The following is a 14,264-nucleotide window of genomic DNA, read 5'->3' on the forward strand; positions in this document are numbered from 1 at the left end:
GCATGGCTGACATTCAGAAACTGAAGCTGCGCGACCCCTGGTACGTTGTTCTCAATCTGCCTACATGGATCGCAGCGGGCACCTTATTCGTCCTGATGTGCATGACATTTCTGGACGTGGTTTTTCGGAGCGCTTTCAACAATCCTATCGAAAGTGCGACCGAACTGACCCGGCTTTTTATGGCGGTCATCGTATTTTCTGCATTACCTCTGGTGTCATGGAAGGGTGAGAACATTGTTGTGGACCTGCTTGACCCTTTCTTCAGCGCACGAATGGCCCGGTTGCGCGATAGTCTGATCGATGCAATCTGCGGGATCGTTCTGATATGGCCGGCAATTCGGGTTTGGGAACTTGCGGAACGGTCACGTCAATATGGCGATGTCACAGAGTACCTGAAGCTACCACAGTTTTATGTTGGGTGGTTTATCGCGATCTTTGTTGGTCTCACCTCAATTGCCTTTCTGGCGCGTAGTGTTGTGCGCCTGTTCCTAAAAAACAAGGCCTCCGAATGACTTTGTCGCTATTGGGGCTCGGAGCGGTCTTAATACTCGTTTTCTTGCGTATGCCCATTGCCATAGCCATGGGGCTTGTTGGCTTCCTGGGTTTTGTGGAGTTACGCGGGTTTCGCGCTGCTATCTCGATGGTGGGCCGACTGATAATTGACACGGCTCAGGATTACGGGTTGTCGGTGGTGCCTCTCTTTATCCTGATGGGTCTCTTCGTGAACAAGGGCGGCCTTTCCAAAGAGCTATATCGTGCGTCCTACGCATTTCTCGGCCATATGCGCGGTGGATTGGCTATGGCGACGATCGTGGCCTGCGCTGGCTTCTCGGCTATCTGCGGTTCTTCCCTCGCCACCGCGGCGACAATGTCGAAGGTTGCCATGCCCGAGATGCGAAAATACAGGTATTCAGACAGTTTGGCGACAGCCTCAATCGCGGCGGGCGGCACCTTGGGCATCCTGATACCACCCTCGGTAATCCTGGTCATCTATGGCCTGCTGACGGAAACAAGCATCGGAAAGCTCTTTATCGCCGGTGTTATTCCAGGGTTGCTAGGCGTTTTGCTTTATCTTGTGGCCGTCAGGTTCTCGGTGACCCGGGACCCTGACGCCGGACCAGCGGGCGAATGGGTTTCCTGGCGAGAGCGGCTTTTGTCGCTCAGGGATATCTGGGCAGTGCTGCTACTGTTCTTCCTTGTGATTGGCGGGCTCTACGGTGTGTTGGATGTCTGGCCCTTCTTCATAACATTTTCCCCGACCGAGGCTGCAGGAATGGGGGCCGCTGGCGCTTTCCTGATTGCATTGTCCAGAAGAGCCTTGAGTTTTTCATCGACCATGGAGGTATTGATCGAAACTGTGCAGACAGCCGCCACGCTATTTGCGGTCTTGATCGGGGCGTGGATATTCTCGAACTTTGTCAATCTTGCGGGGCTGCCCGAGGCACTTAGCAACTTCGTTCTTTCCCAGGGGCTATCGCCGACACTGGTCATTGTGTTGATCCTGCTGGTCTACGTTCTTCTTGGTTGCGTTTTTGAAAGCTTGTCGATGCTGCTGCTTACGGTGCCCATCTTCTTTCCGGTAGTGACCAGTCTCGGGTTTGATCCGGTTTGGTTTGGTATTGTCGTCGTCGTAGTCACCGAGATCAGCCTGATCACCCCGCCCGTCGGTTTGAATGTCTTTGTACTAAAAGGTGTCGTTAAGGATGTCCCTACATCAATAATTTTTCGAGGCGTCACCCCTTTCTGGCTAGTGGATATCCTTCGACTGCTGATAATCGTCATTTTTCCTTGGCTTGTACTCTTCTTACCTAATTCAATGTAGGCTAGCTCTGGGTGGTTGGTTTTCAAACCTGAAATTGCCTATTCAAGTTGTCTGTTTTGGGCTCACTGCAGACCTCGGTGCTGAAGCAGCACAAGTGCCTGCCGAGTTCTCCACGACTTATCCAAACGGCCCATAGCCGTCATCCATCGATACGATGAATTGCTGCGTCCGTATTCCGCCTTGCAGTTGTTTGTATTCGATCGACGCCTCACGGTCTCGCGTCCACAGGAATCCGAATTGCGTCAGACTATCCGATGCGCTGGCTTCTGAAAAACTCAAAAATATATAGCATTTTATCAGAATGCTTTTACCATGTGGTCAAATTTGGGGGAGGATGAATGCTCGACATTATCATCAGACAAGCCCACCTGCCAGATGGCCGAGGGCCGCTGGATATTGCGATCAAGGGTGACCGCGTCGCAGAAATTGCCACCAAGATCGAGGCTGAGGCGGGCGAAGAAATCGACGCGGCTGGGCGCTTGGTTTCACCCCCCTTTACCGACCCACACTTCCATATGGATGCGACCCTGAGCCTTGGATCGCCTCGCATGAACGTCTCGGGGACTCTATTGGAAGGCATTGCGCTTTGGGGTGAGCTGAAGCCCCTGCTGACACCTGAAGCAGTGATTGACCGCGCCATGCGATATTGCGACCTTGCCGTATCGCAAGGGTTATTGGCTATCCGTTCGCATGTGGATGTTTCATCCGCACCTTTGGTTGGCGTTGAAGCACTGTTGGAGGTCCGCAAGCAGGTCGCCCCCTATATTGATCTGCAACTGGTAGCATTCCCGCAAGATGGTCTTTACCGAGCACAAAATGCGGAAGAAAACTTGATCCAAGCCCTTGATATGGGTGTCGACGTGGTAGGTGGCATCCCGCATTTTGAGCGTACGATGTCGGAAGGTGCCCGGTCGGTCAGGAGGCTGGCCGAGATAGCGGCGGACCGTGGCCTGATGCTGGATTTGCATTGCGATGAAAGCGACGATCCAATGTCGCGACACGTGGAAACCTTGGCCTATGAGACCACGCGCCTTGGGCTTGGCGGGCGAGTTACAGCAAGCCATGTCACGGCAATGCATTCCTATGACAACTATTATGCCTCGAAGCTTATTCCTCTGATTGCGGAAAGCGGCATGAACGTGGTGCCCAACCCGCTCATCAACATAACGCTGCAAGGTCGCTCAGACACCTATCCGCGCCGTCGGGGGCTGACCCGAGTGCCAGAGCTGCGCGCGGCAGGTGTAAACGTCGCCTTCGGGCAAGATTGCACAATGGATCCATGGTATTCGCTTGGGTCTGCCGACATGTTGGAAGTGGCCCATATGGGCGTACATGCAGTGCCCATGACATCCCGAGAGGCGATGGAGGGGGCTTTTACATCCGTCACCCAGAACGGCGCCAAGGCTATGGGCCTGCCTGATCCCACAATCCGCAAGGGCGGCCCTGCCAATTTGGTTGTACTGCAAGCGCGTGACCCGATTGAAGCTGTTCGCATGAAAGCCACCCGCCTTGCCGTCATCAAAAACGGAAAGGTGCTGGCCCGCACAGAACCCCGAATGGCCGCGCTTTCGTTGCCCGGTCGCCCCACGACCCTGGACCCCGCCGATTATGCGCCCAGGCCCAATACTCAGGAAGCTAAATAACAAGAACAATTGCCACCAACAGAAGAGGATCCACCAATGAAACTCACTACAACCCGCCGTCAACTGATGGTCGGCGCTGCGGCCACGCTGGCCCTGCCGGCTTATGTCCGCCGCGTGAATGCACAATCAGCGACCCGAGTCGCAGGCGTGCATATGTCTCCGGTTGAAAACGCATGGAACAGCCGTATCCATATGGCGATGCAGGAGGCTGCCGATGCTGGTCTGATCGAGTATGAGTTCTCAGAGGGGGTGGCTCCGACTGACTATCCCCGTGCGATGCGTGAGTATGCCGAAGGTGGTGCGCAAATCATTTGGGGCGAGTCCTACGCCGTGGAACGCGAAGCACGCGAAGTGGCGGGTGATTACCCCGACACTGCGTTTCTGATGGGGTCTTCCGGCGGGCCGGAAGGTGACAACTTTGGTGTCTTTGGGACCCGCAATCACGAGGCAGCCTATCTTGCCGGGATGCTCGCGGGCCAAATGTCAGAAAGCAACGTTTATGGCTCGGTCGGTGGCTATCCGATCCCCGAGGTGAACCTGCTGATTAACGCTTTCCGCATGGGCGTGAGTGAAGTGAACCCGGACGCCACATTCGTCAATGGCTTCATAGGTGCGTGGTTTGATCCGGCCCGTGCGCAGGAAGCTGCGATTGCCCAAATCGATGCGGGTGCGGATATCCTGTTTGGCGAACGCATTGGTACTGCGGATGCGGCCCAAGCGCGAGGTGTGAAGGCCATCGGTTCGCTTATCGATTATACGCCGCGCTACCCGGGTACGGTCTTTGCCAATGCGATCTGGAACTACGGTCCTACCATTGAGGCAATCGTGGCTGATGTTCAGGCCGGCAATCCAACCGGGCGCAATTACACGGAATATTCCTTTATGGCCCATGGCGGCAATGAGCTGATTTATGTCGCCGACGAAGTACCTGCCGACGCCATTCCTAGGATGGAGGCCAAACAAGCCGCGATCCAATCCGGCGAATGGGACGTGCCGATTGACGAAAGCGAACCCTCCTGATCCCGAGGGTTTTGACGTGACCGATGCCACGGCTCTTGCAGCGGCCATTTCGGCGGGGCAGATCGCTGCCTACGACGTGATGGAAGCCGGTCTTGCCGCCTGCTACGAACGGGCGGATTTGGGGGCCGTGGTTTATCTGGACGAAGATATGGCGCGCGCCGGGGCAAAGGCGGCAGACGCATTGCCGCCAGACCAACGCGGACCACTTCACGGGGTTCCGTTCTTGGTAAAAGATCTTGGTGGTTTTGCCAAAGATCTTCCTGCGACGGCGGGGTCCTCGGCAATCCGTGCACAGGGGCGCAAACCCGAGAATGACAGCCATCTGCTGCAAGGTCTCCGCCAGACCGGGCTGATCCCGTTCGGCCTGACCGCAACACCTCCGTTTGGCCTATCCCTGACATGCGAGCCAGATGGTATGGCTGCGACTTGCAACCCATGGAATTCCTCGCTGACGCCCGGTGGTTCATCCGGTGGTGCCGCGGCGGCAGTTGCTGCGGGAATCGTTGCCATTGCGCATGCCACGGATGCAGCCGGGTCTATCAGGGTACCCGCTGCTTGCTGTGGATTGACCGGACTCAAGCCTTCTCGTGGTGCGGTGCCCGGTGGCCCTGATTTTGCCAATCACCTGATGGGGATCGCGTCTGAATTGGTCCTGGCGCGGTCAGTACGCGATGTGAAGACCGCCTTTGACGCGGTAGCCCAGCCCATGGCCCCGGTCCATCTGCCGGAACGCCCCCGTGTCGCAGTGGCATTGCCAGAGCGTTGCGGAGCAGTCCAGTGCCAGGCCGCGAAAGCTGCTGCAGACGCGCTGCGCGATTCAGGTTGTGAGGTGTATGAAGTTCGCGCCCCCGACCGGCTGGGGGCCGAAGCTCATGCAATTGCCCGAACCATACTGGCTGTTTCGTTGGCCGAGTGGCTGACAGCGCTCAGGATCCCTGATGATAAGATTCCACCGCTTGCCGCGGCCATGGCTGCCGAGGGCTGGGCAACACCTGCCACAGCGCTTTTTGCGGCCTCACGACAGCTCGCACGTCTGACAAATCGCGCTAACAAACTTTTCAGGTCTGCTGATGCCATCCTGATGCCGGTCCTTTCGTCTGCGCCGCCCGTAGTTGGTGCTTTGGACCTGTCTGGCACTGCTCCCGATAAACACATGGCGCAGCTGGAGGCTTTTGCACCGAACGCGGCAATTGCCAATGTCGCGGGCCTGCCTGCTTTGGCGTTGCCTTTTGGCATGGCCAACGGCTTGCCGCTTGGTGTTCAGCTGGTAGGTCCACCCGGTGCTGATTTCGCGTTGCTGAAACTTGGTGCATTGATCGAGGCCCGCGCGCCCGCAATTCCTTTTCCGCACCCAATCGCAGGGTTGCCCGCATGACTAAAGTTCTGGAACTACACGACATTACCAAGCGTTTTGGTGCGCTTACTGCAAATGACGATGTGACCCTCACACTGGAGGAAGGGGAAATCCTTGCGCTGTTGGGTGAAAATGGTGCGGGTAAGACGACTCTGATGAATATCCTGTTCGGCCATTACGCAGCCGACGAAGGCTCGGTCAGGGTATTTGGAAAAGAGCTGCCCCCGGGCCTGCCGCGCGCAGCGATCGAGGTGGGTGTGGGGATGGTACACCAGCACTTTACGCTTGCGGGCAACCTCTCGGTTCTGGAAAACGTTATGCTTGGTTCCGAACCCCTGACGCGCGCACGTTCTGCCCGGAGTGAGGCGCGCAAGAAATTGTTGCAAATCGCAGAGCGGTTCGGCCTGCCCGTGAACCCCGAAGCCAAGGTCAGGTCACTGTCCGTGGGTGAGCGCCAGCGCGTCGAAATTCTGAAAGCGCTCTATCGCGACGCGCGCATACTGATCTTGGATGAACCTACAGCCGTTCTGGCCCGGCCCGAGGCGATGCGCCTGTTCGAGACGCTGCGCGATATGACGAAAGAGGGCCTCTCGCTTATCTTCATTAGCCACAAGCTGCATGAGGTCATGGCAGCCTCTGACCGTGTGGCGGTGCTTCGTGGCGGTAAGATGGTCGCAGAACGCAATACACCTGAAACCACACCTGAAGAATTGGCGGAACTCATGGTTGGTCGCAAGGTGGAACGGCCTGTACGTCATGACCACGAGATCGGCGCGCCGGTTCTGGTTGCTAACAATGTGCGCGTGGAAGAGGGTGGTGAGGTACGGCTGGATGAAGTGTCATTCACCGTCCATGCTGGTGAGATCCTTGGTATCGTCGGTGTTTCAGGCAATGGGCAGGCCTCGCTTGGTGGATTGCTGTCTGGGTTGGTTCACCCAATCGCCGGAAGATTGATACTGCTGGACGAAGATATCGGCCATCTGGGGCCGCGCGGCATGATCCGCGCTGGCGCAGGCCGGGTGCCGGAAGACCGGCACGCAGAAGGTGTCGTGGGTGAGTTGAGCCTGTGGGAAAACGCGGTGCTTGAACGTCTGCGCACACCAGAATTTTCGCGTAGGGGCTTCGTTCGGCAACGCGCGGCCCGCGAATACACTTCGGGCTTGATCGAACGTTTCGATATCCGAGGCGCCGCTCCTGATACGCGAACGCGGCTATTGTCCGGGGGTAATATGCAAAAGCTGATCCTTGGTCGGGTCCTGACCAACGGGCCGCGCTTTGTGCTCGCAAACCAGCCGACGCGAGGTCTTGATGAAGGGGCAATTGCTTCGGTTCATGCCGAGCTTTTGGCAGCACGGGCCGAAGGTGCCGCGATCCTGCTCATTTCGGAAGAACTGGAAGAAGCTGTGGCCCTGTCAGACCGAATACAGGCCATCGTAAAAGGTCGCTTGTCAGAACCGATATCGGCTGATGAAGCCGACCCACAACGCCTTGGCCTAATGATGGCAGGTGTCTGGAAGGAAAATGATGATGCGGCTTGAACGACGCTCGCATGTGCCGCTGCACCTTGCGATCATTGCGCCACTGGCCGCGATCTTAACGGCATTGCTTTTGGCCGCAGGTCTCATCGCTGCTGCTGATGTAAATCCGCTAACGGCTTATGGCGAAATGGTGAATGGCGCATTCGGCTCGCGCCTTTCCATCGCCGAGATGCTGACCCGCGCTACTCCGCTTGTCTTTACGGGGCTTGCCGCTGCTGTCGCCTTCCGAGCGCGGCTTTGGAACATTGGGGGCGAGGGACAGTTCTTTGTTGGGGCGCTGATCACCGCTTGGATCGGTCATTCACTCGAAGTTCCAGGGTGGATCGGTGTTCCGATCTTGATGTTCGCAGGCATGGCGGCGGGAGCGGCCCTGTTGGCAGGACCTGCCTTTTTACGCTTGCGTTTCGGCGTAGATGAGGTGGTGACAACCCTGCTGCTCAACTTCATCGTGATCCTTTTCGTTGGCCTCATGATTGAGGGTCCTATGCGCGATCCGCTGGCCTTTGGGTGGCCCTCTTCGGTGCCCGTAGACGGGGATTACCGCCTTCCGGATCTGATCCCCCGTACACGTCTTCATATCGGGCTGCTTGTTGCTATTGCTGCAGCAGGTGCTGTTTGGCTGATCCTTGCGCGTACTGTTTTTGGGGCTGAAACACGCGCCGCAGGCTTAAACGCCAGTGCCGCCGCATTTGCCGGAATTTCTCTGCCCCAAACGATCATGGGTGTGGCCCTGCTTTCGGGCGCGCTGGCAGGGCTTGCCGGGTCTGTCGAAGTCATGGGTGTCACTGCGGGTGTCACCACCACTATGAGCCCCGGATTTGGTTATGCGGGCATTGTCGTTGCTATGCTCGCGGCTTTACATCCGGCCGGAGTGGTCGCTGCCGCTGTTTTCGTCGCTACCGTCTTTGTCGGGGCCGACGCCATGAGCCGTGCGACGGGTGTTCCCAGTTTCATTGCCGATGTGATTGTGGCGCTGTGCCTACTCACCATGATCGTGGCCCTTCTTTTCACAACCTACCGGGTGCGCCGATGAGTGATGCAATTGATCTGCTGCTGAATACCAGTCTTTGGGCTTCGGTGCTGCGTATTGCGACACCGCTCATATTTGGTGTTCTTGGCGCGTTGCTTTGCGAACGTTCGGGCGTGCTCAACCTGGGAATCGAGGGGATCATGACCATGGGGGCGATGAGCGGTTGGCTTGTCGTTTACATGGGCGCACCCTTGCTTGTAGGCCTCATTTTTGCAGCGCTTTGCGGCGCGATGATGGGATTGCTTCATGCCATACTGACAGTTCCACTTGGACTTTCGCAACACGTCTCAGGGCTGGGCATAACGTTGTTTGCATCCGCTTTAGCCTATTACCTGTACAGGTTGCTTGTTGAGGTAGGAGATCTTCCCCCTACGATCGAGGCTTTTAAGCCGCTCGATTTTCCGGTCCTGTCAGAATTTCCCGTTTTGGGACCGATCCTGTTTTCCCAAGCTTTGCCGACCTATCTGGCGCTCACTGCGGTGGCTGTGATGGCCTATGTTCTTGCCCGCACGCCATTGGGGTTGGCCATTCGTATGACCGGTGAGAACCCTCATGCGGTTGAGGCGCAGGGGCTGAACCCGATCCGTATCCGTATCGGCGCAGTTGTTGTCGGGTCGGCTTTGATGGCGGTGGGCGGGGCCTTCCTGACCACAACGGCGTTCAACAGCTTTTTCCCGGGTATGGTGCAGGGACGCGGTTGGATCTGCATTGCATTGGTAGTCTTCGCTGGCTGGCGGCCCGGTAAGGCTCTGATTGGCGCGATGTTGTTCGCTTTCTTCGATGCATTCCAACTGCGATTGCAGACAACGGTTGAGGGTGTGCCATATCAGTTGTTCCTAATGGCGCCGTATGTACTTTCGATCGTTGCGCTCGTCCTTGTCGCCCGCAGAGCCGAAGTACCCGCAGCGTTGATGGCACCCTACCGACGCGGTGAACGTTAGTGGCATTCGTTCGCTCATATTAGCCGGCACCAACGAAATTTCAGGGAAAGTATTTGTTCAAGGTGAACATGAAAAACTGGTTATTCGATATTTGACCGAATTCCGGAGACCTCCGAGCGCGCGATGCAATGTTTCAGGCGTATGCGTAGTTTGCAGAAATTCGCCTCCGTCCATTCCTCCGTCTACAACCACTTCAATCAGGATTGATCGCTAGCCAGCTGAGACACCTTCAAGCTGACCCGCGCCGCTGCTCTCGCCGAGTGGCGTCAACTTTGTTCCGGATAGGTTCGCGGTTTCCCAGGCAAACTGAGACTGGTTCGAATTCGTCTGACAGCACCGTATAGATCAAGAGTGTTTTCTACGCGACCTCTATTTTCGAATACGTATGCGTTGCCATGCCAATGTTTGATCCCAAAGGTTTGATCGATGAAGATGTATATGCGGTGATAGTGAAGGACTGTCGACCCTAAACCCAGTACGCCTTAAAACACGGATAATACTAAACTAAGGTTCTCCTTTTTTCCTCAATACGTCTCCTCATACAAACGGCAGCGAGCATCCGTTTCCAATTCTGCAGTTCTTGTAATCTCAGACTGTTTATGTGTGCGATAGACCTGCGCAAAACCGTCCGGGAACCAACCTGTTGCCACTGGGTTGCTCACGTACCGGTCCAGCGCCTCTTCTAAGGTTTGCGGCAGCCGCACGATGCCATTTTCGGCCAATTCAGAGGCGTTCAGCAGCGATAAATCATCTTCTGTCGGCGTCGGCGCAGCCAAGCCTTCTTCGATGCCTTGTGCTCCGGCGAAAACAATAGCTGCCAATGCCAGGTGGGGTGAGGCTGCCGCGTCGGCAGCACGGTATTCGATGTTGAATTGCCGAGCGATTGAGATCGGATCCTTGGCCGTCACAGGACAAATCCGCAACGACGCCTCGCGGTCGCGGAATCCCAGATTGTTGAAAGCAGCAGACCAACGATGCGGTGTCAGGCGTTCATACGAGATCACCGAAGGCGCAGTCAGGGCCAAAATCGCATCCAGATACTTCAGAACTCCGGCAGCGAAAGCACTCGTCAGGTCCGACATGCCGCACGGCCCATCTTTGGCGTAGGTCAGCGGCGCGCCCTGATCATCCACAAAGCTCATGTGGATATGGACTCCGTTACCAACACTCGCGACATCGCGAATAGGGGTATAGGTGGCCCGCTCGCCATAGACCTGCGCAGTCGCATAGGTCAGTTCGCGCACCATGACGGCCGCGTCCGCCGCGCGCACCCCCAGTTCGGGGCCGATGACGACCTCATATTGGTTTGGGCCATATTCCTTCATGATCGAATCCGGTTTCAGACCGACCTGAGAAATTGCGTTGATCAAAGTCTCACACAGATCACGCTGCAGGCCAAAGCCCCGGTGGCCATAGGCTTCGTTGGCCTGAGTTGGCGGATCTTTCAACTGGAACTCATGCTCGAAGGCGGCCAGCAAATTTGCTCCTGAGACCTCGTGCAGCCGCTCCAGCGCCGCCCTCAAGAGACTGCGCGTGCAGAAGTCCCACGGGTCTCCGTCCAGCGTGACGATATCGCCCATAAGAAAGTGCAGACCAGAGTCTTCGCCGAACTCGACCTTTGCCTCGGCCGTGGCGTCCGGGATCAGAAGAAGATCGCCCAGCGCGCCAAACGGGCTTTCAGCAATTCCGTCAAAACAGTTGATCTGAACGTTGGTGGGTGTCCACCCGATCCCGCGCTGCAACCGCTTGTTCAGTTGATCCGCCGGAAAGGCCTTGCCCCGCAATTTCCCGGCAAGGTCTGAGGTGGCGACAAACATCAAGGGGGTTTTGGGCATCATGGGTTAGGGTCCTGATTGTGGGATCGCATGGCATCCCAGGCTTCGATGCGGGATTTCGTCTGGTCCCAGTTGTCTTCGGCGATGCGGGTCACCAGCGCCTCGGTGACGGCAAGGGCCGCTGTGTACGTATCCCAGAGCGTGCCGCTTTCGATTGGAACTGGCAAGATTTCTGCCGCATGCCGGGATATGGGCGACAACCATTTGTCTGTCATGAGGACAACGCGAACCCCTCGATCCTGCGCGGCTGTCGCGGCCAATCGCGCCAGCGCAGGTTGGTAACGGCGAAAATCGACCAGAAAGAGGATATCCGCAGGCTTCATCCGTAGCAGGTATTCCGGCCAGACCTCATTGTTGGCCGGAAGATGATACACGCCGCTGCGGGTTTGGCGCAGATGAAAAGACAAATGCTGCGCGATGGTGTCACTGATCCGACCGCCCAATATATAGACATCGTTCTTAGGTTGGCTCAGTACCGAGCATATGCGCTGAAACTGTGCCTCGGTGATACCTTCTGCCGACAGCGCCATCTGCGACGAGGCCCGCGCGATGAAGTCGCGTAAGAACCCGCCATCGACTCTGCGCCCTTCGCCGTGCAGATCAGTAGGCGAGCGTTGGCCCTCTTTCAGCTCGGACAACAGGGCACGCTGGAATTCCTGATAGCCCCCCAATCCGATCTTGGTAACAAACCGAGAGATCGACGGGGCCGAGACCTCGGCGCGCCGGGCTAGTTCCTGGATCGTGACCAGACCCGCATAGGGGTAGTCGCTCAGCAAAGCAGCGGCCAGCTTGCGCTCGCTCGCGGTCATGCGTTCAGCCTTCGCTTCAATTCTCTGCCTAACAAGCAAGCGGCACCTCCTGATCTGAATGGATCGCATGGAATAAAAATTTCAGTCAATCTATTTTTCATTGACTCTGAAAAAACTTGTTCTCTAACGTAGGCCGCATGAAGACATCAGTCGCAACCCAAGAACTGCTGGTCACCGGGGATCCGGCCCCGGTAGAATGGGTGAATCGTGACAGTGATGCGAAGATCGCGCTACTCTGCGAACACGCCGGGCGCGCAATCCCGCAAAAGCTAGGCGATCTGGGTGTCTCGGAAGAGGTGCAAGCCAGCCATCGCGGTTGGGACATCGGGGCCGAGGCCGTGGCCCGGCAATTGGCTGACCGCCTACGGGCCCCTTTGATCTTGCAGCGCTATTCCCGGCTTGTGATTGATTGCAACCGCCCGATCGATGCCCCGGATTCAATTCCGCCAAACAGCTTCGGAGAGCAGATCCCAGCCAATCTGAACTTGACGGCTGCGGATCGCGCTGCGCGCCAGCGCGAGATTATGGCCCCTCTGAACGGTGCCATTGAACATATGCTGGACCGGGCGCCGCGCGTGCTTGCGGTGTCGATCCATTCCTTCGCCGCACAGGTCGATGGTGAGACGCGACCTTGGCACGCTGGATTTCTGACCCGCGTTGACCCGACCACGGGACAAGCCGCTATCGACCATATCTCGGCCCTACGTCCCGAACTGCACATGGCGTTAAACCAGCCCTATCAGATCGACAGTGAAAGCGACTGGTTCATACCGCGTTTCGCCGAACCGCGCGGACTGGCGCATTCGCTGGTCGAAATCCGCAATGACCTGATCCGCGATGCAAAAGGCGTCGAGGATTGGGCGCAGCTTCTCTCCGAGGCCTTTACCCGGATATTGGAGACCAAGACGTGACCTTGACCCGCAATGTTCCACTGATCCCGTCGCAATCCGCGCTGTTGTTCATTGACGTGCAGAATTATTCGGCACATCGCGAAGGTGCCGAATTCAAGGACCTTCCCGAAGCTGAATTCAACGAGAAATACGGCTGGTTCTTCGACCAACTGGACGCCCGCGTGATCCCGAACATGCAGGCCATACAAACTGCCTGCCGCGCCGCCGGTGTCGAGGTCATGTATACCAATATCGAAAGCCTGACACTCGACGGGCGCGACCGGTCGTTGGACTACAAAATTACGGGGTTTCATGTTCCCAAGGGCAGCTGGGATGGAATGGTCATTGACCAGATCGCGCCCCAAAGGGATGAGATCGTGCTGCCGAAGACGTCCTCGTCGGTTTTTGTGTCCACGCATGTTGACTATATCCTGCGCAACCTTGGAGTCCGTCAGATCGTTTTGTCCGGTCTTTTGACGGACCAATGCGTGGAAAGCGCCATCAGGGACGCGTGTGATCTGGGCTACCTTGTCACTCAGGTCGAAGATGCCTGCCTAACCCACACGCAGGATCGGCACGATAATTCTCTGCGTGCGATCAAGGGCTATTGCCGACAGATCACCACAAAGGAACTGGTCGAGGAACTGGCCGGTGCTTGAACTGAACGGCATCACCAAGACTTTTGGGGGGATCCACGCCGTCGAGGATGTGACCATGTCCGTCGCTCCAGGCGAGGTGCGTGGTCTGATCGGCCCCAATGGTGCGGGCAAGACAACGCTGGTCAACCTGATCTCTGGTCTGCTGACCCATTCGGCAGGAAGCCTGTTGCTGGATAGCGAGCCGCTGGACCACCTCCGCGCCCACGAACGCGCGGCGCGCGGCGTGGCGCGGACGTTTCAGAACCTGCGGGTCTTTCCAAGCCTCAGCGTCGCGCAGAACATCGACGTCGCCCGCTATTCCGGCCGGGGCGCTGAAATCGTCGAGGCCGCGATCCCGGAGTTCGGTCTTTCGGACAAGCTCAACCAGAACGCCGGGTCGTTGGCATATGGTCAACTCCGGCGGTTAGAGATCGTTCGCGCGCTGGCGCTGAACCCACGTGTCCTGATGTTGGACGAACCCGCCGCGGGGATGAACGAACAGGAAACGGAAGCTTTAGGCAGGTCTCTGACATGGGTTCGAACACATTCGGACAGCGCGATTTTGGTAATCGACCACGATCTGAAATTCATCATGTCGCTTTGTGACAAGATCACCGTTTTGAATATGGGCGCCATCATTGCCGAAGGCGCACCCGAAGAAATAACCAAGAACCAAGAGGTTATCGACGCTTATCTTGGCGAAACCGATGAACGTGCCGCGTGACGCAGGCGGCTTTCAACAGG

The 14,264-nt window shown here is 57.0% G+C and carries 14 protein-coding genes and 1 pseudogene; 12 read left to right on the forward strand and 3 right to left on the reverse strand.

Going from position 1 to position 14,264, the window contains the following annotated elements; all coding sequences use genetic code 11:
• Positions 1–2: 2 nt before the first annotated feature.
• Together G7G_RS0100945 and G7G_RS0100950 are read left to right on the forward strand one after the other, a co-directional pair.
• The gene (locus G7G_RS0100945; RefSeq protein ID WP_010437424.1) at positions 3–512 is read left to right on the forward strand and encodes a TRAP transporter small permease; all 510 of its coding nucleotides are present in this window, start codon (positions 3–5) and stop codon (positions 510–512) included.
• Entirely contained in the window at positions 509–1,822 is a 1,314-nt protein-coding gene (locus tag G7G_RS0100950; RefSeq protein ID WP_010437425.1) for a TRAP transporter large permease, read from the forward strand. Before G7G_RS0100945 ends, G7G_RS0100950 begins: the two co-directional genes overlap by 4 nt.
• 117 nt (positions 1,823–1,939) lie before the next feature.
• Here G7G_RS0100950 and G7G_RS24325 read toward each other — a convergent pair whose 3' ends face one another.
• Complete coding sequence (locus tag G7G_RS24325) at positions 1,940–2,101, reverse strand: hypothetical protein (RefSeq protein WP_158005265.1); 162 nt, start codon at positions 2,099–2,101, stop codon at positions 1,940–1,942.
• Positions 2,102–2,160: 59 nt separating this feature from the next.
• Between G7G_RS24325 and G7G_RS0100955 the strand changes: the two genes are divergently transcribed.
• The 7 genes and pseudogenes from G7G_RS0100955 to G7G_RS24885 all read left to right on the forward strand — a co-directional run.
• A complete protein-coding gene (locus G7G_RS0100955) occupies positions 2,161–3,465 on the forward strand; it encodes an amidohydrolase family protein (protein WP_010437427.1) in 1,305 nt (434 codons plus the stop codon).
• Positions 3,466–3,501: 36 nt separating this feature from the next.
• Positions 3,502–4,485: a BMP family protein gene (locus G7G_RS0100960; protein ID WP_010437429.1), complete on the forward strand. Its 984-nt coding sequence runs from the start codon at positions 3,502–3,504 to the stop codon at positions 4,483–4,485.
• Positions 4,463–5,860, forward strand: a complete 1,398-nt coding sequence (locus G7G_RS0100965) for an amidase (protein ID WP_010437430.1) — start codon at positions 4,463–4,465, stop codon at positions 5,858–5,860. Before G7G_RS0100960 ends, G7G_RS0100965 begins: the two co-directional genes overlap by 23 nt.
• The gene (locus G7G_RS0100970) at positions 5,857–7,377 is read left to right on the forward strand and encodes an ABC transporter ATP-binding protein (protein WP_010437431.1); all 1,521 of its coding nucleotides are present in this window, start codon (positions 5,857–5,859) and stop codon (positions 7,375–7,377) included. Before G7G_RS0100965 ends, G7G_RS0100970 begins: the two co-directional genes overlap by 4 nt.
• Positions 7,367–8,410: an ABC transporter permease gene (locus G7G_RS0100975; RefSeq protein WP_010437432.1), complete on the forward strand. Its 1,044-nt coding sequence runs from the start codon at positions 7,367–7,369 to the stop codon at positions 8,408–8,410. The genes G7G_RS0100970 and G7G_RS0100975 overlap by 11 nt, the downstream gene beginning before the upstream one ends.
• Positions 8,407–9,348 (forward strand): ABC transporter permease, encoded by a 942-nt coding sequence (locus G7G_RS0100980; RefSeq protein WP_010437434.1) that lies wholly within the window; start codon positions 8,407–8,409, stop codon positions 9,346–9,348. Before G7G_RS0100975 ends, G7G_RS0100980 begins: the two co-directional genes overlap by 4 nt.
• Positions 9,349–9,462: 114 nt before the next feature.
• Positions 9,463–9,633: pseudogene (locus G7G_RS24885) on the forward strand (IS6 family transposase); the annotation flags it as partial.
• 239 nt (positions 9,634–9,872) lie between these two features.
• On the opposite strand, the gene G7G_RS0100985 reads toward G7G_RS24885, so the two are convergent.
• A complete protein-coding gene (locus tag G7G_RS0100985) occupies positions 9,873–11,183 on the reverse strand; it encodes a type I glutamate--ammonia ligase (protein ID WP_037320573.1) in 1,311 nt (436 codons plus the stop codon).
• Positions 11,183–12,061, reverse strand: coding sequence for a MurR/RpiR family transcriptional regulator (locus tag G7G_RS0100990; protein WP_050806425.1), 879 nt, complete (start codon positions 12,059–12,061; stop codon positions 11,183–11,185). The genes G7G_RS0100985 and G7G_RS0100990 overlap by 1 nt, the downstream gene beginning before the upstream one ends.
• A gap of 68 nt (positions 12,062–12,129) precedes the next feature.
• Between G7G_RS0100990 and G7G_RS0100995 the strand changes: the two genes are divergently transcribed.
• From G7G_RS0100995 to G7G_RS0101005, 3 genes are read left to right on the forward strand one after another with little or no spacing between them, the layout of a single operon-like run.
• Positions 12,130–12,903, forward strand: coding sequence for an N-formylglutamate amidohydrolase (locus tag G7G_RS0100995; protein ID WP_010437437.1), 774 nt, complete (start codon positions 12,130–12,132; stop codon positions 12,901–12,903).
• On the forward strand, positions 12,900–13,541 hold the full coding sequence (locus G7G_RS0101000; protein WP_010437438.1) for a cysteine hydrolase family protein: 642 nt from the start codon (positions 12,900–12,902) through the stop codon (positions 13,539–13,541). Before G7G_RS0100995 ends, G7G_RS0101000 begins: the two co-directional genes overlap by 4 nt.
• Positions 13,534–14,244, forward strand: coding sequence for an ABC transporter ATP-binding protein (locus G7G_RS0101005; RefSeq protein WP_010437439.1), 711 nt, complete (start codon positions 13,534–13,536; stop codon positions 14,242–14,244). The genes G7G_RS0101000 and G7G_RS0101005 overlap by 8 nt, the downstream gene beginning before the upstream one ends.
• The last annotated feature ends 20 nt before the right edge of the window (positions 14,245–14,264 follow it).

This window comes from Ruegeria conchae, assembly GCF_000192475.1.
Taxonomy (GTDB): Bacteria; Pseudomonadota; Alphaproteobacteria; order Rhodobacterales; family Rhodobacteraceae; genus Ruegeria; species Ruegeria conchae.